The following is a 21,613-nucleotide window of genomic DNA, read 5'->3' on the forward strand; positions in this document are numbered from 1 at the left end:
CCCTCGGATTTCATTTCTATTGCTTGTCGTCGGATTTCGGCGGCGCATCGAGGCCCACCGGCAGGCCCCACGAACGCCCCGCCGTGCGCTCGCGCTTCGCAAAGGTTTCAAGCAGTTCGAACATGCCCGGCTTGTAATCGCGACCCGGCACCGGGCCGTTGTCGAAGCGGATGTAGTGCTCGGCCGATCCGTAAGGCTGCCATGCCGGGTGCCCCGGTGCGGTCGGGCGGCCGGCTGCTGCAAAGCTTGTCCAGTAATCGAGCATGGCGTCCGAAACCGCACGGTCGTGCTCGCCGTCGGGCACCGGCCAGCGGGCCGTCATCGCTTCAGCATCCAGATTGCCAAAGGTGAACGGCACTTCGCTGGCGTGAAACGCGCACAGGTCGCGTGCCCTGGCCGACGGGTAGCAGTGGTCGAAAACATAGAAGTAGGACGCGATGCCAAGTGCGCGCTGGCTGCGGGCGATGCGTTCGCCCGACCAGCCGAAAATCGTATCGCCCGTTGCGTCGAGCAGGGCGTCGGCACCTTCGCTGTGCGGGTAGATGCGAAGAAATTTGGCGGCTAGATCGCCGAAGGTGGCCTCGATCATCGCCGCATAGTTCGCGGGCGTGCGGGGCATGCGCAGTCCGAGGCCGCCTTCGGGGCGATACTCGTGGGCGTTGTAGCCAATGATTACGGGCACCCGCGCCTGCTCGCGATTGTCGAAAATGTCGACCAATTGGGCGGGCAGGACGGTGCCGTCGATCGTGCCCTGCGGTGCGAACCCGGCGAGGGTGGCGCGATCGGTCAGTTGCTGGGCGTCCAGCGCGCGGGCAGTGGCGATGTCGGCCACACCCAGCTTGCCGAGCAGGTCCGCCCCGATCGTTTCGGCCGACGGCATGCCGTTCGCTGGCCCGGATAGCCAAGGGAAGCTGCGCAGGTTGGTGCTCTGAATGATCGCCTTGTCGAACAGCCCGTGCGCCTGCGGCGAAACCATCAGGTAGGTGGCGCTGAGAGCCCCGGCGGACTCGCCCATGATCGTGACATTGGAGGGGTCCCCCCCGAATGCCGAGATATTCTCTTGCACCCAGCGCAGCGCCGCGATCTGGTCGAGCAGGCCATAATTACCCGAGATGCCGGCCTCGGACTCGTCGCTAAGATCTTCGTGGGCGAGCCAGCCGAGCGGGCCAAGACGGTAGTTCGGCGATACGAACACCACCCCGCGCTGCGCATAGTGCGCGCCGTCGTACATCGACAGGCTGTTCGCGCCGATCCTGAGCGAACCGCCGTGAATCCACACGATGACGGGTGCGTCGTCCGCGTCGTCGGGCGCCCAGATATTGAGGTTGAGGCAGTCTTCGGACGAGCGCGCGGGCGGATCATTGTAGAGACTGGCAGCAGGGACGGTGGGCTGGATGCAGGCGGGGCCGAAGGCGCTGGCGTCGTATACGTCATCCCAGTCCTCTACCGGTTGCGGCGGCGCCCAGCGAAGCTGGTCCACCGGCGCGGCAGCGTAGGGAATGCCGCGGAAGACGCGGAGCGTCCCTTCCGAAGTCCCGCGTATCGCGCCTTGCGTCGTCGCGACCACGGGAACGGCCAAGGCGGGATCGACCGCAGCGGTGGGCGTATCGCTCGACGCCACGCAGCCGCCGAGCAGCAGCGCGGGGGCAAGGCATCCGAAGAACGGCGTGCGCCGGTTCATGCGTTCATCACTCCTCTTCCCTGGTGCGCGACGGGTTGCTCCCGCCCGCGCCCGCGCCGTGGCGCGTTGTTAGGCTTCGGCCATTGCCTCCTTGTCGCCCCTTGCCGCAGCCACCTCGCGCTCGGCTTGGGTGAAACCGTATTCGGGCACGATCTCGCCGGACCTGTCCGCAATCCGATCCCAGTTTTTCGCCACGTTGGCGGCGGCTCCGTCCCCGCCACCGATCTGCACGCCGTTGGTGAGCGTCACATGTGCGACTGCGAAATGGCCCGCGCCAGCGCATAGGATGGCGCGGGTCGGCGCATCATCTCCGACCAGATGCACGACGCCGGGGCTCACCAGCGCCGGATCGAGCCGCTTGAGCGACTCTTCTGGCAGAACATCGCCGGTCATCTGGGTGGCAGCCGTCGGCGCCAGCGCGTTGACGCGTATATCGTATTTGGCGCCTTCTATCGCGAGCGTCTGCATGAGGCCGACGAGCGCCATCTTCGCGGCCCCGTAGTTCGCCTGTCCGAAATTGCCGTAGAGGCCAGAGGACGAGGTGGTCATGACGATGCGCCCGTAATTCTGCTCGCGCATCAGGGCCCAGACCGCCTTGGTGCAGATCGCCGCGCCCATCAGGTGCACGTCGACGACGGTCCGGAAATCCGCGATCGCCATCTTCGCGAAGCTCTTGTCGCGCAGAATCCCTGCGTTGTTGATCAGGATGTCGATCCGTCCCCAGCGCTCGATGGTCCGCTCGACCATCTGCGCGACGGCCTGTTCATCGGTCACCGAACACGCAGCAGCCATCGCCTCGCCGCCGAGTTCGCGGATTTCATGCACTACCGCATCGGCGGCCTTCTCTCCCAGGTCGTTAACGACGATCTTCGCGCCGTGACGTGCGAGCTCGAGAGCATGACACCGGCCGAGGCCACCGCCCGCACCCGTGACGATTGCGACCTTGTTTTCAAGCATTCGGGTAAACGACAATCTTTTATCCCCTTGGCGAAATCGTTAATTCACTCTCTAGCGAGTTAATATCATGGCGCAAAGTCTCCGTTGTCGACGCCATGGCGTCGAAAACGGCGCGCAGATCAGTTTTCGGTCGGCTTGCCTCCGCCCTTGGCTACGCAAATCTCGACAAATCCCGCCGCCATGAAGCGCGCCATCCGCTGTTTGACGGCCGCGAAATCCTCCGACTGGGCGAGCCCGCCGGAAAGCTTGTCGATGCGCCCTGTCCGCGCCAGCGTCAGCATCAGCGCACCGGTCGTGAAGTGATAACCCCAGAAAAGGTCTTCCTCCGCCGCGTCGGGAAGCGCCTTCTTCAGAAGCTCGATCAGCCGCAGCACGACCGGGTCGAACCATTCGTCGAACATGTTGGCGCCCCATTCCGGCGTGTTCGAGACGAGCGCGGCGAGCCTGCCCGAATGGCGCCACTGGTCGCCGCCATCGCCATAAAGATCGAGGTTGGTGTCGAGGAAGGCGTGCAGCGCGCCTTCGACCGTGGGTTTGCCCCCCGTTTCGCGTTCATAATCGTCGAGCGCTTTCATGCGCACTTCGTTCGCGACCACGGCGCGGCGGCCGAAGACCTCATCGAACAGCTTCTGCTTGTCCTCGAAATAGTAGTTCAAAAGCGTGTGGTGGACGCCGACCCGCTTGGCGACATCCTTCAGCGTGACGCCATGCAGGCCATGGCGCGAAAAGAGGTATTCGGCTTCGTCGAGGATCAGCTCGGTCGTTTCCGCTCGTTGCTCCGCCTTGGTCGGCCGCTTTTCGCGGGCCTTGGATTTCGACAATTTACTCTTCCTATCGGGGGTCTGCGCGGGACGCGCCGCGGGTTGTTCCAACATCGTCATGACCGGCCATACTCCGATCTGAGACGCATTTTGTCGATTTTCCCCGTGGCTGCCAATGGCATGTTCGAGAGCCGAAGGACCTCGTCGGGCCGCCACCACTTGGCGATCTTGCCATCGAGCGTGCCGAGCAGCGCCTCGTCGCTGACCCTGGTGCCCTCGCGCAACTCGACGAGCAGGACGGGGCGCTCCCCCCATTTGGCATCTTCGCGGCCGATGACGGCGGCCATCGAGACATCGGGATGCTGGCCCACGATCGCTTCGATCTGGGCGGGATTGATCCATTCTCCACCCGATTTGACGAGGTCCTTAGCGCGGCCCGTGATGCTCAGATTGCCGCTCGCGTCGATCTGCGCAAGATCCCCAGTGTCGAACCAGCCGTCTTGGGTGACCGGCTCACCCTGCCCCAGATAGCGCTCGACCACACTCGGCCCGCGCACCCACAAATGGCCCTCTGACTCGCGCTGATCCGCAAGCGGGCTGCCGGCCGCGTCGGTCACCATCAGGTCGATCCCGAGTGCGGGGCGACCGGACGTGGACGCATCGCGTACCTCGGCGGATGGGGGCGTAGCGGTGCCCAGCGGCGACACTTCTGTCATGCCCCAGGTCGTCTGCACGCGAATGCCGCGCGCTTCGATGCGGTCCATCAGCGCAGGCGGCATCGGCGCGCCGCCGACCATGATCCGATCGAGCGACGGCAGGTCGAGCCCTGCCTCGTCGAGGTAGTCCATTAGGCCAAGCCAGACGGTCGGCACGCCCACTCCCACGCTCACGTTCTCTTCGCGGATCAGCGTCGCGAGCGCGCCCCCACCCGAGACCGTCCCCGGCAAGACCAGCTTGCCGCCGACCGCAGGGACCGAGAAAGGCAGGCCCCACGCATTGGCGTGGAACATCGGCACCATCGTGAGCACGCAATCGCGATGGGTCAGCGCCGCGACATCCGCCTGCAACTGACGCAGGCTATGCAGATAATTGCCCCGATGCGTGTAGGTAACCCCCTTGGGAGAACCGGTGGTGCCCGATGTGAAGCACAGACCGCACGGCGCATGTTCGTCGAACAGGCCCCATTCGACCGTGCCCGCCGCTTGAGCGGCAGCGTCGGCCATGGTGCCGATGCGCCGCGTGCCACCGCTGATCGACGCCGCCTCAGCACCCCTTTCGTCGATCAGCAGAACCTCCGCGACCGACGGCGTCTCGGCGAGCATATCGCGCGCAAGCTCGTGCAGGTCCGCGCTCAGGATCAGGATGCGCGCACGGCTCTGCCGCACCATGTCCGCCAGTTGCTCAGGCATGAGACGGGGATTGAGGGTGTGACAGATCGCGCCCATCCCCATGATCGCGTACCAGCATTCGAGGTGGGCCTGCGTATTCCACGCCAGCGTCGCTACGCAGTCGCCCTGCTCCACTCCGCGCTCGGCGAGGGCAGCCGACACCCGCTGTGCGTTGGCGCATAGGTCGTCATAACCAATGCGCGCGGAAGCGCCGGTTTCACTCGCAGTGACGACCTCGGCTTGCGGATGCCACTTCGCCGCGTGGAGGATGAACTTGTCCAGCGTCAGCGCAAAGGGCTGCATGCTCCCCGGTATCATTGACAGCCCTCGACACGCGGCGGCAGCGGCAAACTCGCGATACCGACATTCCAATGCCAGGGCTGGTCGCCCGCCGCGCGGCGGCGGCACACGACCGCCTCGTTCAGGGCGTAGCGGGTGCCGAGCAACTGCTTGCCGGTTTGCGGACTTTCGTCGAACACCATGAAGGCCGCATCCGGCCCGTAGGCGGGCCAGTCGACCTGGCCGCGTGCGGTGGGGTTGCCGTCGCGCGCGAAGGTGATCCAGTATTGCAGCATCGCATCGGACAGCGCACGTTCGGCCCGCGTGCGCGGAATGCGCGGCCAGTTGGGCGCGGTCTCGTGGATCGTCCCGAACACGTAGGGAATTTCGGACGCATGGAAGGCGTGCAGGCCCGCCTCGTCCGTCGCCGGATAGCCATGATCGAACAGGTAGAGATACGCATCGCGCCCCAGCGCGGTCTGCTTGCGCGCCAGCCGCTCCGCCGTCCAGCCGTAGAGCGCATCGCGGGTGGCCGCGAGCATGCTCTCGTCGATGGTATCCGCCGGATAGAGTGCGAGGAAGACGTCCGCGAGATCGCCATAGAGTTCGCGGATTTTCTCTTCATAGGCGGTCTTGGTGTTCGGTGCGGGCGGCAGGAGCCGCCGCAGCGAGCGGATTTCGCCGCTGTTGAACCCGGCAAGGATCGGCACCTGCGCCTGCTCGCCGCGATCGAAAGTCTCCGCGATCTGGTGGGGGATCAGCGTCCCGTCGACCGTGGTCCAGGTGAGGAAGCCAGCGCGGGTCGCACGGTTGACGAGTTCGCCCGGCTCCATCGCGCGCATCGCGCGAAGGCTGTCCGCTTCAAGCTTACCCTGCAGCCAGACACCCATCGATTCCGCAGACGGATGGCCGTTCTGCGCGTCCTTGAGCGCGGGCGAAGAGATCATGTAGGCGCTTTGCATGATCGCCTTGTCGAACAGGCCTTGCGCGGGCGGTGCGGTCATCAGCCACATCACGCTGAGCGCGCCCGCAGATTCTCCGGCAATCGTCACATTCTCCGGATCGCCACCGAAGGCCGCGATGTTCCGCTTTACCCAGCGGAGCGCGGCGATCTGGTCCATCAACCCGTAATTGCCAGAAATGCCTTGGTCAGATTCCGCAGTGAGATCGGGATGGGCGAGGAAGCCGAGCGCACCGAGGCGATAGTTGATCGACACCACGATCGCGCCCTGCTGCGCCATCCGCGTCCCGTCATACATGCCGAAGCGGCTGGTGCCGGAAACAAGCGCCCCTCCGTGTATCCAGACGAACACCGGAGCAGTTGTAGCATCCTGCGGTGCCCAAATGTTGAGCGAGAGGCAGTCCTCGCTCAACGGACCGGTCTCGTCCTGATAGATAGAACTGGCCGCGCCGGACACGGTCGGCTGGTAGCAGGCGGGACCGAATGCGGTCGCATCGAGCGTGCCGTCCCATCCCGCAAGCTCCTGCGGAGGTTTCCATCGCAGATCGCCGACCGGCGGCGCGGCGTAGGGAATGCCTTTGTAGCTCGCGATCGCATCGTCGAGCGATCCCTCGACCGCACCCGCCGATGTTTCGACCACCGCCACTTCCTTGGCGCCGAGGGGCGCACCGAACGCCATGGCCAGACCGCATGCCAGCGAAGCGGAGAGGTTGCAGAGAAGTTTCACAACGCGCACGAAATCACCTTTATTGCCTAAGGGCCTTGCGATGGCAGGCTCGCGGACCGGAACCTGCGAAGAATGAAGCCGCTTTGCGGCCCACCGGTAGAAAGGCGGGCCGCAAGCGATGGCGGCTAGAACTTGATGCTCGTCCGTACCCCGTAGGTCCGCGGCCGAAGCCGCCCGTAACGCCCGTCGAGAAACGCTTCGGGGTGGACGTAATTGATCGCGTCATTGTCGAAGACGTTCTCGACATAGGCCGTGATCGATAGATCCGGCGTGAGGTTCAGCCCGGCATAGGCATTGGCGAACACGTATTCGTCGGTCAGATCATATTGCGGGGACCGAGTGTCCGGTTGGCCGGGCACATTCGGAAACAGCCCGGGGAACGAGCCGACATAGGCGACATTGCCCGTCACGAACGCCATCTCGGTGTCGCCAACGGGGAAGCTGTAGGTGGCGCTGGCAGATCCCTGAAACTCGGGAGTTGCCAGGCGGATACCGTCTTCCGCTCCCGAAATCGCTGCTTCGACCGGCGACAGGTCGTCGATCCGCGCATCGATATAGGCACCGCTGGCCTGCAGCCTGATCCCGTCGACCGGCTGGGCCACCAGTTCGAACTCGAAGCCCTTGCTGACCGCACCACCGATGTTGGTGGCGAACTGGATCGCATCCGAAACGCGGTTTGCCTGCACCTGGATGTTGTTCCAGTCGATGTAGAATGCAGCCAGGTTGGCCGTGAACCGGTTGTTGAAGAACGAACCCTTCACGCCGATCTCGTAATTGGTCAGCTTGTCCGAACTTGCCCCGGCGGGGATCGTGATGTCGTTCGGCTGGGCGGCAGGAGGTGCCAGACCGGCCCGCGCATTGACCACCGGCGGCCGGAAGCCTGTCGATACGGTCGCGTAGGTGGTCAGGTTGCGGCTCGGCTTGAACGAGACGCTGCCCTTCCACGATATCTTGTCGTCCTTCGCCAGCAGGCCGACGGCTGGCTGGATCGGCGTGATCGTGAGCGCCGGGACGAAGCCCAGGCACTGCGCCGTGAAGACCGCGCAATAGCCTCGGGTGAGGAAGTTGCTGTTGTAGCCCCCGCCGCGCGTCGTGGTCTGGACCGCAACCTCGCCATAGCGAAGCCCGCCAGTGACCCAGAAATTGTCGCTGAAGCGATAGGTCAGTTCACCGAAGACCGCTTTCTCGGAGATGTCGGTGTAGTTCTTGAACCGCTGATAATAGAGGTCCGTGAAGCCGGTGGTGTTGGTCTGGTCGAGGAACGCCTGCGTGGTGCGATAGTCGAAATCGACATCGCGCCGCTTGTCGAAATAGAAGCCGCCGACGATCCATTCGAACGGGCCGTCATGCGTCGAGGCAAGGCGCACTTCCTGCACGAAGATATCGTCGTAACCCACCGCATCGAGCGAGAAGGGCACCAGCTGGTCATAGGTACCAGCCAGATCGACGATGAAATCGCCCGTGATATCGGAATAGGTGCTCGAACTGGTCAGCTCGGCAAAGCCGAAATCCGCAACGAGGGTCGCGTTGATAGCGGTCAGGTCGCTCTTGAAACTGTCGGGCTGCGCGGTCCGGCGGACATAGGTGCCCAGCGCCGGGTTGGTCAGCGCCGAATCGTCGGGGTTGCTGATTTCCCGATTGACCGAGATCTTGACCGAAAACTTGTCGGTCGGCTCGATCAGGACCGCGGCGCGGATACCGTAGGCTTCGATCGAATTGGCATCGTCGATCCCCGTGCCGATATTGTCGACCCATCCGTCTTCGTTGCGGTAATAGCCGACCGCGCGAAAGCCCACCGTATCCTCGGCGATCGGCACGTTGACCATCGCATTGTAACGCTGGCGCAGCCCGCCCTGTTCGGTATAGCCCAGATCGACCAGCGCCGACGCTTCGAAGCGGTTCGGGTTGGGCGCCTTCGTGATGATGCGCAGGGCCCCGGCAAGCGACCCCGAACCGAACAGCGTGCCCTGCGGCCCGCGCAGAAACTCCACCCGCTCCACATCGTAGAGGTTGGGGTCGAGAATGGTCGAATTGCCGTTTGCCGAAATCGGCAGCTCGTCGATGTAGATTGCGACTGGAGCCTGCAAACCGGCGCTGTAACCGTTGGTCGAGATGCCCCGCGCGGTGAAGTTGTTGAAGTTCTGCGTCGGCCGGTTGAGCACCACGCCAGGGGTTTCGCGCGCCAGACGCTCGTAGCCGACGATGCCCTTTTCGGTCAGCTCTTCCTGGCTGAACGCCGTGACGCTCAGGGGCACATCCTGCAGTCGCGCCTCGCGCCGCGTGGCGGTGACAATGATCGTATTGCCACCTTCCTGCTGGGCGGCCGGCGAAAGCTCTTCGGTGGTTTCGGTTTCGGCCTCGACATCATCCTGCGGCTGGGCATTTGCCTGAGCACTCACAGCGGCCGGTAACAGGCCGAGCGCGGCCGCAGACGCGGACGCAAGCAGCGTTCCCCTCATAGATCCTCTCCATCGTTCCCGGCAGTTGGCCCTGCCGCGGTCATTCACACATCCGCGCATCACCCGCGCTTGTCAACATTCACTCTCGTTCGTGTGAATGTTTTTGAAGTTGCGGATGTGGCGCATGGCTGAGCCGGATCCCATCGAGAGATATCGAGACCAGCAATGTCTCGCTGCACGGCAGACCACGAAGACGCCGAAAATTGCCGGAAAGGCCTGGAAGCGGGGCTCTTGGCGACGCGGCGAAACCTCGGATCGGATGCCGTCCGGCAGGTATCGCGAGTGCCTGGAATCCTACCTGACGATCGACGACCGCCTCTATGCCTAGGCGAGGCTTGCGGGACCGCTGGCGGACGCCAACCTCAGATACGCTGATGCCAACGCATTTCCTGGCTTACTGACGTTCAATGCGGCCAAATTCACTGCTCGACCCGACCATCACTCTAGCCAAGATAGACAATAGCGATCTTGCGGCTCGCTTCGCACTCTCGCGCGATGGTCAAAACGCAAGGTTGCAGATGGGAACGATTGCGCATCGTGGAAAGCCGCTGCCGACGAGAAAGGCGAGGACCAGCGCAGTAAGCCGCCGGCTTGGGTACAGCGTTTCATGATCGCCGAAACGGCCACACTGCTGGAAATCGAGATAGCTGAGGCCACGAAATGGCGAGCAGGTGTCCGTGGGTACGATAACTAGGGCGCTCAGATCCGATTCTGGCCCACATGGGCATGCTGTGCTCGTCAGCCCGACCCAAGGGTATCAGCGGCACCGGATAGGTGGGTCAGAAATGGCGGAAAAGCTGGTGCACCCGACAGGATTCGAACCTGTGGCCTCTGCCTTCGGAGGGCAGCGCTCTATCCAGCTGAGCTACGGGTGCATCGCAATGTGCGAGCAGCGCGCTTAGCAAAGCGATCGGGGCCGCGCCACGGGAAAAATCGCTTACCCCTGGATGAGCAGGACAGCGCTGGCGCGCGCATTAGGACAATCGCAAGAGTCGCTGCCTTAGCGTCTGCGCCGTGATGAGCGATCTTGCGCCCGATACCGCCCTGGCCCCGCGCGCCGATGCCCCAGGCACGTTCGACAGCGCAGCGGCGCTGATCGAGCAGTGGGCTGCGGTGGAAGGTGCGGCACAGGTGCTGGCCATGCTCGCCGGACGGCCCGCCCCGCACGAAGATACCCAAGCCTCGGCGCAGATCGCCCTGCTTGCGCGCAGGCGGAGCTCGCGCGGCGACGCTGCGACATTCGCGCTGTGCGAGCTGGTGGCGACGATGCGCGTCGGGCTCGACGCGCTGCTCGCCGCGCATGGCAGCTCGGCCAGTCCGCAAACGGCCGCGGCCCGCCTGTGGACCGAGTACGAGCAGCAGCGCGCCAAAGTGCTAGAAGAGGTGGCGACCGCGCTGAGCGAGTGACCCGCCGTCATGCGCTTGACAGAATGTTTCCCTTATGTTCCTAGAAAGCCATGGCCGATGCTCCCTTCCTGCTCGACGATACGACTCCCGCGAAAGAAACGCTGTGCGATGCCTCGCAGGCGGCGCGCGGCATCATGCGGCTGTTCGCCCGCAACGATATCTGGTGCCTGAGCGAAATGCCCCTGCGCGGCGGGCGCCGTGCAGATCTGATGGGGATCGATGCGAAGGGCCACGTTATCATCGTGGAGATCAAGGTCTCGCGCGCGGATCTGACGGGCGATGCCAAGTGGCCCGATTATCTCGACCATTGCGACAAGTTCTACTGGGGCATCGGCTCGCACCTTGATGCGGCGATTCTCGACGGGGAAGGCTTCATGCCGGATCGCTGCGGGCTGATCGTGGCCGATGGCTACGACGCGGAAATCCTGCGGCCGGCGGCCCGCCATCCGCTGGCACCGGCGCGGCGCAAGGTCGAGGTGGAGCGGCTGGTGCGGACCGCGATGCGCCGCGCGACAGTCGCGTGCGACCCCGATTGCGCACCCTTCGGCGGCGAACTCTAGGGCGGCCTAGAACCAAAGGGGCTCGCTTCGACTCCGCTCCTCCGGCATAGCATCGGCATGTCGCTGCTGCCGGCCATCCTTCTTTCCACCCTCGCGATGATCGGCATCGTCGCGCTGCGCTATCTCGCGGTGAGCGGGGCCTTCGCCGCACTCACCACGCGCGTGCGCCCAGGCTATCACGCGGGGCTGCAACGCCAGATCAGGCGCGAGATCGGCTGGTCGCTCGTGTCCGCGGCGATCTTCGGCATCCCGGCAGGGATCGTCGGCTTCGGGTGGGACCGGTTCGGCTGGACGCTGATCTACAGCGACTGGAGCGACTATCCGCTGTGGTACCTGCCGCTGTCGGTGCTGATCTACCTCTTCGCGCACGACACCTGGTTCTACTGGACGCACCGCTGGATGCACCGGCCGCGCATCTTCAAGCTTGCCCACGCCGTCCACCACGCCAGCCGTCCGCCGACGGCGTGGGCGGCGATGAGCTTTCATCCGATAGAAGCACTCACCGGTGCGGTGGTTGTGCCGGTTCTCGTCTTCCTCGTGCCGATCCACATTGCTATGCTTGGCATCGTACTGGCCGTGATGACGGTCATGGGGGTCACGAATCACATGGGGTGGGAGATGTTCCCGCGCTGGCTGGTGCGTTCGCCGATCGGCAACTGGATCATCACCGCGAGCCATCACCAGCTCCACCACGAACGCTACAAGTGCAATTACGGGCTCTATTTCAGGTTTTGGGATCGTCTATGCAAAACCGACCGCGGATTATCGGACAGCTTCGCGCGCTAGCCATCGGCGGCGCGGCACTGGCCACGCTGGGCAATGCGGGCGTTGCCCAGCAGGATGTGGTGGTGACCGTGGTCGATGTGCGATCGGCGCAGGGCACGGTGCTCGCCTGCCTCACCCCCAGCGAAAACGCTTTTCCCGATTGCGGCGAAGACCGGCTGGCCCAGCACCGCGTGGTCCGCGCCAATTCGCGCGTGACGATCGTGTTCAACGATGTGCCCCCCGGCGAGTACGCGATCTCGCTGCTGCATGACGAGAACGGCAACGGCAAGGCGGACAAGACGCTGTTCCTGCCCAAGGAAGGCTTCGGATTTTCGCGCGATGCCAAGGCGCGCTTCGGCCCGCCGCGCTTCTCCTCCGCAGCCTTTCGGGTGGCGGAGGACCAGACGGTCTACCAGACGATCAGGATGCGCTACATCGCACGCTGAGCCTGCCGCGCACGGTCGACCACGCGAACCTGCTGCAAACTAACATAATATTTACCATGCACCGTCACAACGGGGCCCATGAACGGAAGGGCCTTTTGACGACATGGACAGCTTGCGTGGAAAATTCGGATTTTCGGACGATCCCGGCGACGATGGCGCGTGGGACCGCAACGACGACGATAGCGAATGCGCCGTAGACGATTCGCCCCCTGCCCCCGTGGGCCCGGACGAGCGCCGGATGCAGGTCCGCGCCTATAACTACTGGGCCGGTCTGCTGGGAGAGCGGGCCTTCCCCAGCGTCGAGGCGATCAATCTGGATGCAATGCCCGAATTTGCCGGGAACAGCGTCCTGCTCGATTTCACCGGCGGGAACGACAGCCCGGCGATCGCCTTCCTCGGCGACCGTCTGGCTGGCGAATGCGCGCAGGAGGGGCCGATCCGCACACTCGCCGATGTGCCCAGCCGATCGCTGCTGAGCCGCATTACCGATCACTACATGCAGATTCTCGCCAACGAGGCTCCGATCGGGTTCGAGGCGGAATACATCAATGATCGCAGCGTCACGATCCTTTACCGAGGAATCCTGCTGCCCTTCTCGACCGACGACCAGACGATCGATTTCATCTACGGCGTCATCAACTGGAAGGAAGTGGCCGACCAGTTGACCACCGACGAGCTGCTGCTCGAAGTCGACGAGGTTCTCGATGGCAAGTCGGGCGATGAACGGGACGATGCGCCGCCGGTGCGCGCGTTCACCGCCGCCTCGATCACGCGCTGGGCCGACGGCCCCGGCGCGAGCGCAGGAGACGAATCGGCAGAGGGCGAGGGCCCCTCGCTTCCCAACCCCTCCTTTGCGCGGCTCGACGCCCATGTGGCTGCCGACGCGCAGCCTTCGGATGCGGACGACCTGCATTCCTGCCTCGCGCAGGCGCGCGAACTGGCCGAAGCGGCGCAGGGTGCCGAACTGCGCAGCCGCGCCGCACTCTACGGCGCGGTCGGCCGCGCCTACGACGTCAGCCTCGCAGCCGAGCAGGAGCCCGACGCGTATCAAAGCCTGCTCAACCTGCACGATATTGCGACGGTGCACCGCGCGCCGATGACCCCGGTGGTCAAGCTCGTCTTCGGGAGCGACTACGACAAGTCGCGCCTCGCCGAATATGCCGCCGTACTTGCTTTCGCCCGGCGCGAAGGGATCGCGCGGGGCACGTTGGCGCACTATCTCGCGAAGACCGAAGGCGGCCTCAAGGCGCTGGTCGCGCAGGAACGTGCCGTCCGTCGCGGCCAGGATGAGGACGCGCCGGAACCGCGCAAGGCCTCGCGCATGGAGGCGAAGCTCGGCACGCTCGAAGGACGTCCGCTGGCCGATATCCCGGCAGAGGGCGCGGCCTACTCGGTTTGCGTCATCCGGCGCGGCGAGGCGGGCGAAATCGCCTTCCTCGGCGAGGTCGCCGATGATGACCGTCTGCTGGCCCGCGCCGCGAAAAGGCTTCTCGACTGACCAGGGCTTACACACGGCATCGCCCTTCGGGGCTTCACGGACGGACACGGGCACGCTAGCTCCCCCGCCATGGGGATTTTCAGGCGTCGTCCGGTTCGTGTTCAGCCCTTTTTCGGGTTTCGCAATCGCGACCGGCTGGTCCTGACCGGCCGCACCATGCGCTCGCGCCCGCCAGAGTTCGGGGAAGCAGGCCGCTGGCGCACCTTCCGCGTGATGATGTCGCAGTTCTTCGCGAGCGAGGTCGCCGACGTGCGCGTCACGTTGTGCCTCACCCGCGCGGACGGTGAGGATTTCGATTACGAGACCACGTCCGACGACGACGGCTATTTCCGCTTCGACATCCCGCTGGAGGGGGAGTGGCCCTACCCCGCGCACACGGCGTGGGAGATCGTGCGGCTGGGCTGGGACAATGCGGAGGGTCACCAGTCGGTCACCGGCCATGTGCTGGTCCCCGGTGCCGACGCGCAGATCGGTGTGATCTCGGACATCGACGACACGATCATCGAGACCGGCATCACCGGCGGCATCCACAACGTGGTGCGCAACTGGAAGCGAATCTTCGCGCAGATGCCGCAGGACCGGATCCTCGTAAAAGGCGCAGACGCGTTTTACGGCACGATCGGCGGCGGGCTGACCGTGCCACGCAAGGAACAGCCGACCGGCAGCTTCGTCCCCGCGACGCATCGCCCGTTCTTCTACATCTCATCCTCCCCGTGGAACCTGTTTTCCTACCTCGTCGCCTTCCAGCAGTCGCGCGGCCTGCCGGTGGGCACGCTGTTCCTGCGCAACTGGGGCTTCAACATGGCGACGATCGGCAGGAAGAGCCACGGCGCGCACAAGCAGCGATCGATCTCCGAAATTCTCGACCATTTTGCGGATCTGCGCTTCGCCTTCATCGGCGACGACACGCAGGGCGACCTGCCCGCCTTCGCCGAAGCGGTGGCGCGCGAGCCGGAGAGGATCGCGGCGGTCTTCATCCGCACCACCGACAAGGCGCTCTCCGAAGCCGAACTTGACGCGAAACGGGTCATAGAGAGCTTCGGGGTGCCTCTGTGGCTGGGAAACAGCTATGCCGTGGGCCGGGATTTCCTGCGGACGGCAGGGGTGGCACCCCATGGGGAAACATCGCGAATCGTGGAAACGGTGGAATCGCGCGCGGGAGAAGAAGCCTAGGGAACCGGGCGGTTGCTGCCTCTTCCAGACGATCTTCGCCCGGCCATCACGGAAAGCCGCGATACGGCGGGCCGCCGGTGGCACTTCCTGATGGGGCATTTCGCGCAGGCGGATAGTGCCGTGATGCAAGCCTGGAGCCGCAGCCTCGATCCAGCGCAGGCTTCAGGAGACATTCAGCCCGCCGGAGGCTAGTGTCGCGTCCTGATGGCAATGCTCCCCAAATCCCTGGCCCGGCTTTCGGCCCAAGTGCTTGCCTGCCTGCTGGCATTCTCGCTCATGGCACAGCCTGCGATGGCGCAGAGCATCCTGCGCGATGCCGAAACCGAGGCGCTGCTGCGCGACATGGCGGACCCGCTGGTGGAAGCGGCGGGGCTGCGGCCCGGCAATGTGGACATCATCCTGATCAACGACCCCTCGATCAACGCCTTCGTCGCCGGGGGCCAGGCGGTCTATATCCATTCCGGCCTCATCAACGCTGCCGACAGCGCCAACGAGGTGCAGGGCGTGATCGCGCACGAACTGGGACACATCACCGGCGGCCACGTGATTTCCTCGTCCGACGGCATGCGCAGCGCGCAGACGATCTCGATCCTCTCGCTCCTCATCGGCGTCGCCGCGGCGGTCGCGGGAGCGGGCGATGCGGCGATGGGCGCGATGATGGCCGGGCAGCGCGCGGCGATGGGCAAGTACCTTGCCTTCAGCCGGGTGCAGGAATCGGCGGCGGACGCGGCGGGTGCGCAATATCTTTCCGATGCCGGGATTTCCGGCAAGGGCTCGCTCGCCTTCTTCGGCAAGCTGCTGAACCAGGAATACCGCTATAACCGCAGCCAGAGCGACGAGGCGGCATTCAACCGCACCCACCCGCTTTCGGGTGACCGGATCGCGCGCCTGCGCGAAGTCTACGAAATCGATCCGGCCTGGAATGCGAAGACCGATCCCGCACTGGAGGCGCGCTTCCAGCGCGTGAAGGCCAAGCTGTTCGGCTATCTCGCCGAGCCGGTGCAGACCCTGCGCACCTATCCCACGACCAATGCCACCGTCCCTGCGCGCTATGCGCGGGCCTACGCCTATCACAAGGACGCGCAGATCGATGCCGCGCTGGAAGAGACCGACGCACTGATCGCGAGCGATCCGGACAACCCCTATTTCCTCGAACTTCAGGGGCAGGTGCTGCTCGAATCGGGCCGCCCGGACGAAGCACTGCCCGCACTGCGCCGCGCGACCGAACTGACCAATAGCGAACCGCTGATCGCATCGCTCTTCGGCCATGCGCTGATCGCGACCGAGGATGCGAGCCACTACGAAGAGGCGGAAACCGTGCTGCGCGCCGCAGTTGCCAAGGATCGGCGCAATCCCTTCGCGTGGTACCAGCTGGGCGTGGTTTACGCCGAACGCGGCGACATGCCGCGCGCGCATCTTGCCAGCGCGGAACAGCAGGTGATGACGCGCCGCTATATCGAGGCGCTGCGCAATGCCCAGCGCGCCGAATCGGAACTACCCGAAGGATCGGCGGACTGGTTGCGCGCGCAGGACGTGCGCATGCAGGCGCAGGCCGCGCTCGAAGCCGCGCGCGACGACAGCTGAGGAAGGGGGCATGATGAAGGACACGGCGCTGCGCGGCGCAGGGGTATTCGCGCTCGCATTGCTCGGCGGATTGCTGGGCGCTGGCCTGTTTTCCACCACCGGCCTCGCCGACCGGCAGACCGAAAGCTACCTGCTCGACAATCCCGAGATGCTCCAGCGCATGGCGCAGGAGCTGCAACGCCGCGATACCGAACAGCGGCTCGCCTCAGCGGGCGAGGAATGGCGCGAACCCTTCCCCGGCGCGGTGCTCGGCAATCCGGAGGGCAGCCGCACGCTGTTCGAGTTCTCGGATTATAATTGCGGCTATTGCCGGTTGAGCGCAGACCATGTCGAACAGCTGATCGCCGCCGATCCCGAGCTGCGCGTCGTCATCAAGGAATGGCCCATCTTCGAAGGCAGCGAAGCGCCGGCACGCATGGCGCTGGCCGCCGCCAAGCAGGGCAAGTTCGCCGCCTTCCACCGGGCGCTGTTCGCACGGGAGGTCGCGGACGAGACGACCGTCGAGCGCGCGGCGCAGGCGGCCGGGCTCGACATGGCGCGCGCGCGCGAAGACGCGCAGGGCCAGGATGTAACGGCGGAACTGATGCGCAACGGCCTGCTGGCGCAGGATCTGGGCTTCACCGGCACGCCCGCATGGATCACCGGCGACCACATCCTCCAGGGTGCGCAAGGCGTCGATGCCCTGGCCGAAGCCATTGCCGAAAGCAGCGCGCAGTCGTGAAGCCGCTTCTTGCCCATGGCCTTGTCCTTGCCCTCGGGCTGGGGGCGGCCGCCTCGCCCGCACTCGCGCAAACCCCGATCGAGCTTCCGGCCGCTCCTGAAGCGCCCGCCCCGACGCCATCCGCACCGCTGCCGCCCGAGATCGCCGAACTGCGCGATCAGGACGCGCGGGTTCTGGCGCTCGGCTTCCGGCTGGTGACGGGCAATGCGCGCTTCTGCGAGCATGCCACGGCCTCTGCCGGGCTGCTGCTGCACGACATGGCCGCCTATGGCGACGGTGAGACCTTGCGCGCCCTGCTCGGCCTCGAAGGAGATATCGGCGTGCAGGCGCTGGTGCCGGACGGGCCTGCGATGCGGGCCGGACTGCAGGTCGACGATACGGTAATCGCGATCGGCGACATGGCCATTGCCGACATCCCGGTCGAGGGCACCAAGCCGTGGGAGCGGATCGAGACTATCCGCGCACGGACCGAACGCCTGCTGGCCGAGACCGGATCGCTCCCGATCACGGTCCTGCGCTCCGGCGAGCCGGTGCCGCTGACCATCGTCGGCGTACCCGCCTGCCCCAGCCGGTTCGAGATCGGCGAGGGAAGCAAGGCGGTGGCGGACGGGCACCGGGTGGTGATCGGCCCCGATTTCGCAGGCGTCGACTATCCCGATCCGCTGCTCGCCGCCGTGCTGTCGCACGAATTCGCCCATAACCTGCTGCAGCATCGCGCGTGGTTCGATGCCAACGGGCGCAAGCGCAAGGCGGTGCGCCTGACCGAGCGCGAGGCGGACCGTCTGATGCCGTGGCTGCTGGCCAACGCAGGGTTCCGGCCGGAGGATGCAAGCCGATTCATGGAACGCTGGGGGCCGCGCTACGGCGGCTGGATCTTCCGCGCGCGCACGCATGACGGGTGGGATGAACGGGTCGAGTTCATCGAAGCGGAATTCCCCGAGCTCAAGCGCGTGCGTGCGGCCGACGGCAGCGTCGACTGGGCGCGCCACTTCCGCCGCGAGAGCCTGCCGGAACGCTAGGCTTTCGGGAGCCGGAGGCGGTCCTCACGGCTTGGAACCGTCCGCTCCCCGCGCGCCAGAACTGTCCCGTCGCATCGATGCACGCAAAGGCTTGGGCGAACGCGGCCGCTTGCGCTAGAGAATGCCCATGATGGCCGTGCTGCCTTCCCGACCCGCCCCGTTCTTCGCGAACAAGAACCGCGCCTTCTGGAACCTGCAATTCGCGGGCTGGGGCGGCGCGATGCTGCTGCGCTGCGTGCAGGGCCTCGTCAACGGACAGGGCCTCGGCCTGCTGACGATCGTGTTCCCCGCCACCGTGACGGGCTTCTCGCTCAGCCTCGTGCTGTCGGTGATCTATCGCAACCTGATCGGCCGGCCGCCGCTGGTGACCTGGGGCTTCACCGCGCTCGCGCTTGCCAGCGCGCTGAGCGCGCAGGTGTTGATCGAAGCCTGGGCGGCAGGGCTGTACTACAGCGACCGCGAGACCACGCTGACCCAGCTCTTCTTCCTCTATCTCGCGGTCGAAGGCCCGCTGCTGGGGGCCTGGACCGGGCTTTATTACGCGATCAACTACTTCCTCCAGCTGGAAGAGCAGGCCGACCGGCTGGAACGGCTGGAAGCCCAGGCGACCAGCGCGCAGCTGGCCATGCTGCGCTACCAGCTCAACCCGCATTTCCTGTTCAACACGCTCAATTCGATCAGCACGCTGGTGCTCCTCAAGCAGACCGAACCGGCCAATGCGATGCTCACCCGCCTGTCGCGCTTCCTGCGCCACACGCTGATCTCGCAGCCCGGCGGGACGGTGACGGTGGAACAGGAGGTCGAGACGCTGAAGCTCTACCTCGATATCGAGCGGATGCGGTTCGAGGATCGCCTCCAGACCGAATTCGACATCACGGACGAAGCCGCCGAGGCGTGCCTGCCCTCGCTGCTGCTGCAGCCGCTGGTCGAAAACGCGATCAAATATGCGGTCTCCCCGCTGGAAGAAGGCGCGAAGATCTCTCTGTCGGCGCATCTTTCGGGTGCGCGCCTGCGGCTCATCGTGTCTGACACAGGGCCGGGCCTGAAGGTTCCGGTCGAGTCCACGCGCAGTTCGCTGCCGCAAAGCACGGGTCCCGATTCGACGGGCGTCGGCCTTGCCAACATCCGCGACCGGCTGGCGCAGGCCTACGGCACGCAGCACCTGTTCGAGATTCGCTCTCCCGAGCGCGGCGGCTTCACCGTCATCATCGAAATCCCTTTCGAGCGCGAAGGCGAGGCGGAGCAAGCCACCGCCGTGCCCCCGCCCGAATTGACGACCCATCCCTCGCTGCGCGAAGAAGGCCGCACCAACGCGCCTGCGACGGTGAAACAGGATCCCGCCCAGCCCGTTGACTCATCGGCGTACCCCCGCGCCATAGGATAGTGACAAAATGACCATCAAAACGATCATCGTCGACGACGAGAAACTCGCGATTCAGGGCCTGCAGCTCAGGCTGGAACCCTTCGAGGACGTGGAGGTGATCGACACCTGCTCCAACGGGCGCGAGGCGATCCGCAAGATCAAGACCCTGCGCCCCGATCTCGTCTTCCTCGACATCCAGATGCCCGGCTTCGACGGCTTCGGCGTCGTCCAAGGCGTGATGGACATCGAACCGCCCCTGTTCGTGTTCGTCACCGCCTACCAGGAGCATGCGATCCGCGCGTTCCAGGCCAATGCGCTGCATTACCTGATGAAGCCGGTGGAAGAGGACAAGCTGGCCGACGTGATCGAGCGTGTGCGCCAGCGCATGAACGAGAAACGCGGCGCGGACGAGGCGGAAAAACTGATGAACGTGCTCGCCGAAGTTGCGCCCGAAGCGGCCGAGGAACTGCAGGAGGGCACCACCGACGGGGCCGACCGCTTCGAAAAGCTGCTCAACGTCAAGGACCGGGGCAAGATCTTCCGCGTCGAGGTCGATTCGATCGAACATATCGAGGCGGCTGGCGATTACATGTGCATCTATACCGGCGACAATTCGCTGATCCTGCGCGAGACGATGAAGGACCTGGAACGCCGCCTCGACCCGCGCAAGTTCCAGCGCGTCCACCGCTCGACCATCGTCAATCTCGACCAGGTCCGGCAGGTGAAGCCGCATACCAATGGCGAATGTTTCCTTGTCCTGGGCTCGGGCGCGGAGGTGAAGGTTTCGCGCAGCTACCGCGACGTGGTCGCGCGGTTCGTGCATTAAGCCAGCCAGCATTCCACCGCCCATCCTGAGCCTGTCGAAGGATCGCTTTTCCTTCCTGCGCGGTGTCTTTCCGAAAAGTGCGGCCGTAGGGGCTTCGCCCCCTCTACGAGTCCGACAAGCTCAGGGCGAGCGGAGTGGATATGGTCTTTAACATCCCCGGCTTCGATCTCGACAGGTTCGTTCACGAAACCCTCGCCGAAGATCTCGGCAAGGGCCTGCCGGGCGGGGGCCGCGACGTCACCTCCCGGGCGGTGATCCCCGCTGACGCTCGCTTTACGGGGGTGATGGACAGCCGGGACCCGATCTCGGTCGCCGGCCTGCCGATCGCCGCGGCGTTTTTCCGCGCGCTCGACCCCGAATGCGAGGTCGAATCGCTGGTCGAGGATGGCGCGCAGGTGGCTGCGGGCACCGACCTGATGCGGATCGAGGGCAATGCCCGCGCGCTGCTGACGGCGGAGCGCGCGGCGCTCAACACCGTCCAGCACCTCTCCGGCATCGCCACGCTGGTGCGGAGCTATGTCGATGCGATGGGCAATCCCGATTGCACCCTGCTCGACACGCGCAAAACCCTGCCCGGCCTGCGCCATCTCGAGAAATACGCAGTCCGCATGGGCGGCGGCAGCAACCACCGCATGGGGCTGTGGGATGCGGCGATGATCAAGGACAACCATGTCGCGGTCGCAGGCTCGGTCGGCGAAGCGGTGCGCCGCGCCCGCGATGCCGGGGTGGCCGAGATCATCTGCGAGGTCGACCGGATCGACCAGATCGAACCCGCGCTGCAAGCAGGCGCGACCCGCCTGCTGCTCGACAACATGGAACCGCCCGCGCTGCGCGAAGCCGTCGCGCTGGTCGCAGGCCGCGTGCCGACCGAGGCATCGGGCGGAATCAATCTCGATACGATCGCGGCCAAGGCAGCGACCGGGGTCGATTTCGTCTCGGTCGGGCGCCTCACCCAGAGTGCCCCGGCAGCCGATATCGGGCTCGATTTCACCACTCTCGATTGATCAGCGGCTTGCGGCGCAGCGTAGCTTGCGCCAC

General features: G+C 65.2%; 18 protein-coding genes and 1 tRNA gene. 12 read left to right on the forward strand and 7 right to left on the reverse strand.

The features are described from left to right. Window positions 1-16 precede the first annotated feature (16 nt). From ACYQ0L_RS06895 to ACYQ0L_RS06925, 7 genes are all read right to left on the reverse strand, one after another. Window positions 17-1,681, reverse strand: a complete 1,665-nt coding sequence (locus ACYQ0L_RS06895) for a carboxylesterase/lipase family protein (RefSeq protein WP_459788305.1) — start codon at window positions 1,679-1,681, stop codon at window positions 17-19. Window positions 1,682-1,750: 69 nt separating this feature from the next. After that, on the reverse strand, window positions 1,751-2,638 hold the full coding sequence (locus ACYQ0L_RS06900) for an SDR family NAD(P)-dependent oxidoreductase (RefSeq protein WP_459788306.1): 888 nt from the start codon (window positions 2,636-2,638) through the stop codon (window positions 1,751-1,753). 119 nt (window positions 2,639-2,757) lie between these two features. Next, window positions 2,758-3,519 carry a TetR/AcrR family transcriptional regulator gene (locus ACYQ0L_RS06905; protein ID WP_459788307.1) on the reverse strand — a complete coding sequence of 254 codons (762 nt, stop codon included), beginning with the start codon at window positions 3,517-3,519 and terminating at the stop codon, window positions 2,758-2,760. Then, complete coding sequence (locus ACYQ0L_RS06910; protein ID WP_459788308.1) at window positions 3,516-5,090, reverse strand: AMP-binding protein; 1,575 nt, start codon at window positions 5,088-5,090, stop codon at window positions 3,516-3,518. Before ACYQ0L_RS06910 ends, ACYQ0L_RS06905 begins: the two co-directional genes overlap by 4 nt. An 11-nt stretch (window positions 5,091-5,101) precedes the next feature. After that, the gene (locus ACYQ0L_RS06915; RefSeq protein ID WP_459788309.1) at window positions 5,102-6,754 is read right to left on the reverse strand and encodes a carboxylesterase/lipase family protein; all 1,653 of its coding nucleotides are present in this window, start codon (window positions 6,752-6,754) and stop codon (window positions 5,102-5,104) included. Window positions 6,755-6,879: 125 nt separating this feature from the next. Continuing rightward, window positions 6,880-9,213: a TonB-dependent receptor gene (locus ACYQ0L_RS06920; RefSeq protein ID WP_459788310.1), complete on the reverse strand. Its 2,334-nt coding sequence runs from the start codon at window positions 9,211-9,213 to the stop codon at window positions 6,880-6,882. 798 nt (window positions 9,214-10,011) lie between these two features. Beyond that, window positions 10,012-10,088, reverse strand: a tRNA-Arg gene (locus ACYQ0L_RS06925). Between the two features lie 142 nt (window positions 10,089-10,230). Here ACYQ0L_RS06925 and ACYQ0L_RS06930 point away from each other — a divergent pair. From ACYQ0L_RS06930 to nadC, 12 genes are all read left to right on the forward strand, one after another. Beyond that, the gene (locus tag ACYQ0L_RS06930) at window positions 10,231-10,620 is read left to right on the forward strand and encodes a hypothetical protein (RefSeq protein WP_459788311.1); all 390 of its coding nucleotides are present in this window, start codon (window positions 10,231-10,233) and stop codon (window positions 10,618-10,620) included. A gap of 50 nt (window positions 10,621-10,670) precedes the next feature. Next, window positions 10,671-11,180: an MmcB family DNA repair protein gene (locus ACYQ0L_RS06935; protein ID WP_459788313.1), complete on the forward strand. Its 510-nt coding sequence runs from the start codon at window positions 10,671-10,673 to the stop codon at window positions 11,178-11,180. A gap of 63 nt (window positions 11,181-11,243) precedes the next feature. Then, entirely contained in the window at window positions 11,244-11,966 is a 723-nt protein-coding gene (locus ACYQ0L_RS06940; protein ID WP_459789003.1) for a sterol desaturase family protein, read from the forward strand. Beyond that, complete coding sequence (locus tag ACYQ0L_RS06945; RefSeq protein ID WP_459788314.1) at window positions 11,924-12,391, forward strand: DUF2141 domain-containing protein; 468 nt, start codon at window positions 11,924-11,926, stop codon at window positions 12,389-12,391. Before ACYQ0L_RS06940 ends, ACYQ0L_RS06945 begins: the two co-directional genes overlap by 43 nt. 103 nt (window positions 12,392-12,494) lie before the next feature. Continuing rightward, window positions 12,495-13,889: a PAS domain-containing protein gene (locus tag ACYQ0L_RS06950; RefSeq protein ID WP_459788316.1), complete on the forward strand. Its 1,395-nt coding sequence runs from the start codon at window positions 12,495-12,497 to the stop codon at window positions 13,887-13,889. 69 nt (window positions 13,890-13,958) lie between these two features. Next, window positions 13,959-15,062 (forward strand): phosphatase domain-containing protein, encoded by a 1,104-nt coding sequence (locus tag ACYQ0L_RS06955; RefSeq protein ID WP_459788317.1) that lies wholly within the window; start codon window positions 13,959-13,961, stop codon window positions 15,060-15,062. Between the two features lie 210 nt (window positions 15,063-15,272). After that, window positions 15,273-16,646 carry a M48 family metalloprotease gene (locus ACYQ0L_RS06960; RefSeq protein ID WP_459788318.1) on the forward strand — a complete coding sequence of 458 codons (1,374 nt, stop codon included), beginning with the start codon at window positions 15,273-15,275 and terminating at the stop codon, window positions 16,644-16,646. A gap of 10 nt (window positions 16,647-16,656) precedes the next feature. Further along, on the forward strand, window positions 16,657-17,367 hold the full coding sequence (locus ACYQ0L_RS06965; protein ID WP_459788319.1) for a DsbA family protein: 711 nt from the start codon (window positions 16,657-16,659) through the stop codon (window positions 17,365-17,367). After that, window positions 17,364-18,386: a M48 family metalloprotease gene (locus ACYQ0L_RS06970; protein WP_459788320.1), complete on the forward strand. Its 1,023-nt coding sequence runs from the start codon at window positions 17,364-17,366 to the stop codon at window positions 18,384-18,386. Before ACYQ0L_RS06965 ends, ACYQ0L_RS06970 begins: the two co-directional genes overlap by 4 nt. Before the next feature lie 130 nt (window positions 18,387-18,516). Beyond that, window positions 18,517-19,770, forward strand: coding sequence for a sensor histidine kinase (locus ACYQ0L_RS06975; RefSeq protein WP_459789004.1), 1,254 nt, complete (start codon window positions 18,517-18,519; stop codon window positions 19,768-19,770). 7 nt (window positions 19,771-19,777) lie between these two features. After that, complete coding sequence (locus ACYQ0L_RS06980; RefSeq protein WP_459788321.1) at window positions 19,778-20,575, forward strand: LytR/AlgR family response regulator transcription factor; 798 nt, start codon at window positions 19,778-19,780, stop codon at window positions 20,573-20,575. Between the two features lie 140 nt (window positions 20,576-20,715). Then, on the forward strand, window positions 20,716-21,579 hold the full coding sequence (gene nadC, locus ACYQ0L_RS06985) for a carboxylating nicotinate-nucleotide diphosphorylase (RefSeq protein WP_459789005.1): 864 nt from the start codon (window positions 20,716-20,718) through the stop codon (window positions 21,577-21,579). The last annotated feature ends 34 nt before the right edge of the window (window positions 21,580-21,613 follow it).

This window comes from Alteriqipengyuania triglochinis (genome assembly GCF_054655655.1).

Bases quoted from the DNA above. Each gene is read 5' to 3' on its own strand.
- ACYQ0L_RS06895 (WP_459788305.1), bottom strand. From the start codon at position 1,681: ATGAACCGGCGCACGCCGTTCTTCGGATGCCTTGCCCCCGCGCTGCTG.
- ACYQ0L_RS06900 (WP_459788306.1), bottom strand. From the start codon at position 2,638: ATGCTTGAAAACAAGGTCGCAATCGTCACGGGTGCGGGCGGTGGCCTC.
- ACYQ0L_RS06905 (WP_459788307.1), bottom strand. From the start codon at position 3,519: ATGACGATGTTGGAACAACCCGCGGCGCGTCCCGCGCAGACCCCCGAT.
- ACYQ0L_RS06910 (WP_459788308.1), bottom strand. From the start codon at position 5,090: ATGCAGCCCTTTGCGCTGACGCTGGACAAGTTCATCCTCCACGCGGCG.
- ACYQ0L_RS06920 (WP_459788310.1), bottom strand. From the start codon at position 9,213: ATGAGGGGAACGCTGCTTGCGTCCGCGTCTGCGGCCGCGCTCGGCCTG.
- ACYQ0L_RS06930 (WP_459788311.1), top strand. From the start codon at position 10,231: ATGAGCGATCTTGCGCCCGATACCGCCCTGGCCCCGCGCGCCGATGCC.
- ACYQ0L_RS06935 (WP_459788313.1), top strand. From the start codon at position 10,671: ATGGCCGATGCTCCCTTCCTGCTCGACGATACGACTCCCGCGAAAGAA.
- ACYQ0L_RS06945 (WP_459788314.1), top strand. From the start codon at position 11,924: ATGCAAAACCGACCGCGGATTATCGGACAGCTTCGCGCGCTAGCCATC.
- ACYQ0L_RS06950 (WP_459788316.1), top strand. From the start codon at position 12,495: ATGGACAGCTTGCGTGGAAAATTCGGATTTTCGGACGATCCCGGCGAC.
- ACYQ0L_RS06955 (WP_459788317.1), top strand. From the start codon at position 13,959: ATGGGGATTTTCAGGCGTCGTCCGGTTCGTGTTCAGCCCTTTTTCGGG.
- ACYQ0L_RS06960 (WP_459788318.1), top strand. From the start codon at position 15,273: ATGCTCCCCAAATCCCTGGCCCGGCTTTCGGCCCAAGTGCTTGCCTGC.
- ACYQ0L_RS06965 (WP_459788319.1), top strand. From the start codon at position 16,657: ATGATGAAGGACACGGCGCTGCGCGGCGCAGGGGTATTCGCGCTCGCA.
- ACYQ0L_RS06975 (WP_459789004.1), top strand. From the start codon at position 18,517: ATGGCCGTGCTGCCTTCCCGACCCGCCCCGTTCTTCGCGAACAAGAAC.
- ACYQ0L_RS06980 (WP_459788321.1), top strand. From the start codon at position 19,778: ATGACCATCAAAACGATCATCGTCGACGACGAGAAACTCGCGATTCAG.
- nadC (WP_459789005.1), top strand. From the start codon at position 20,716: ATGGTCTTTAACATCCCCGGCTTCGATCTCGACAGGTTCGTTCACGAA.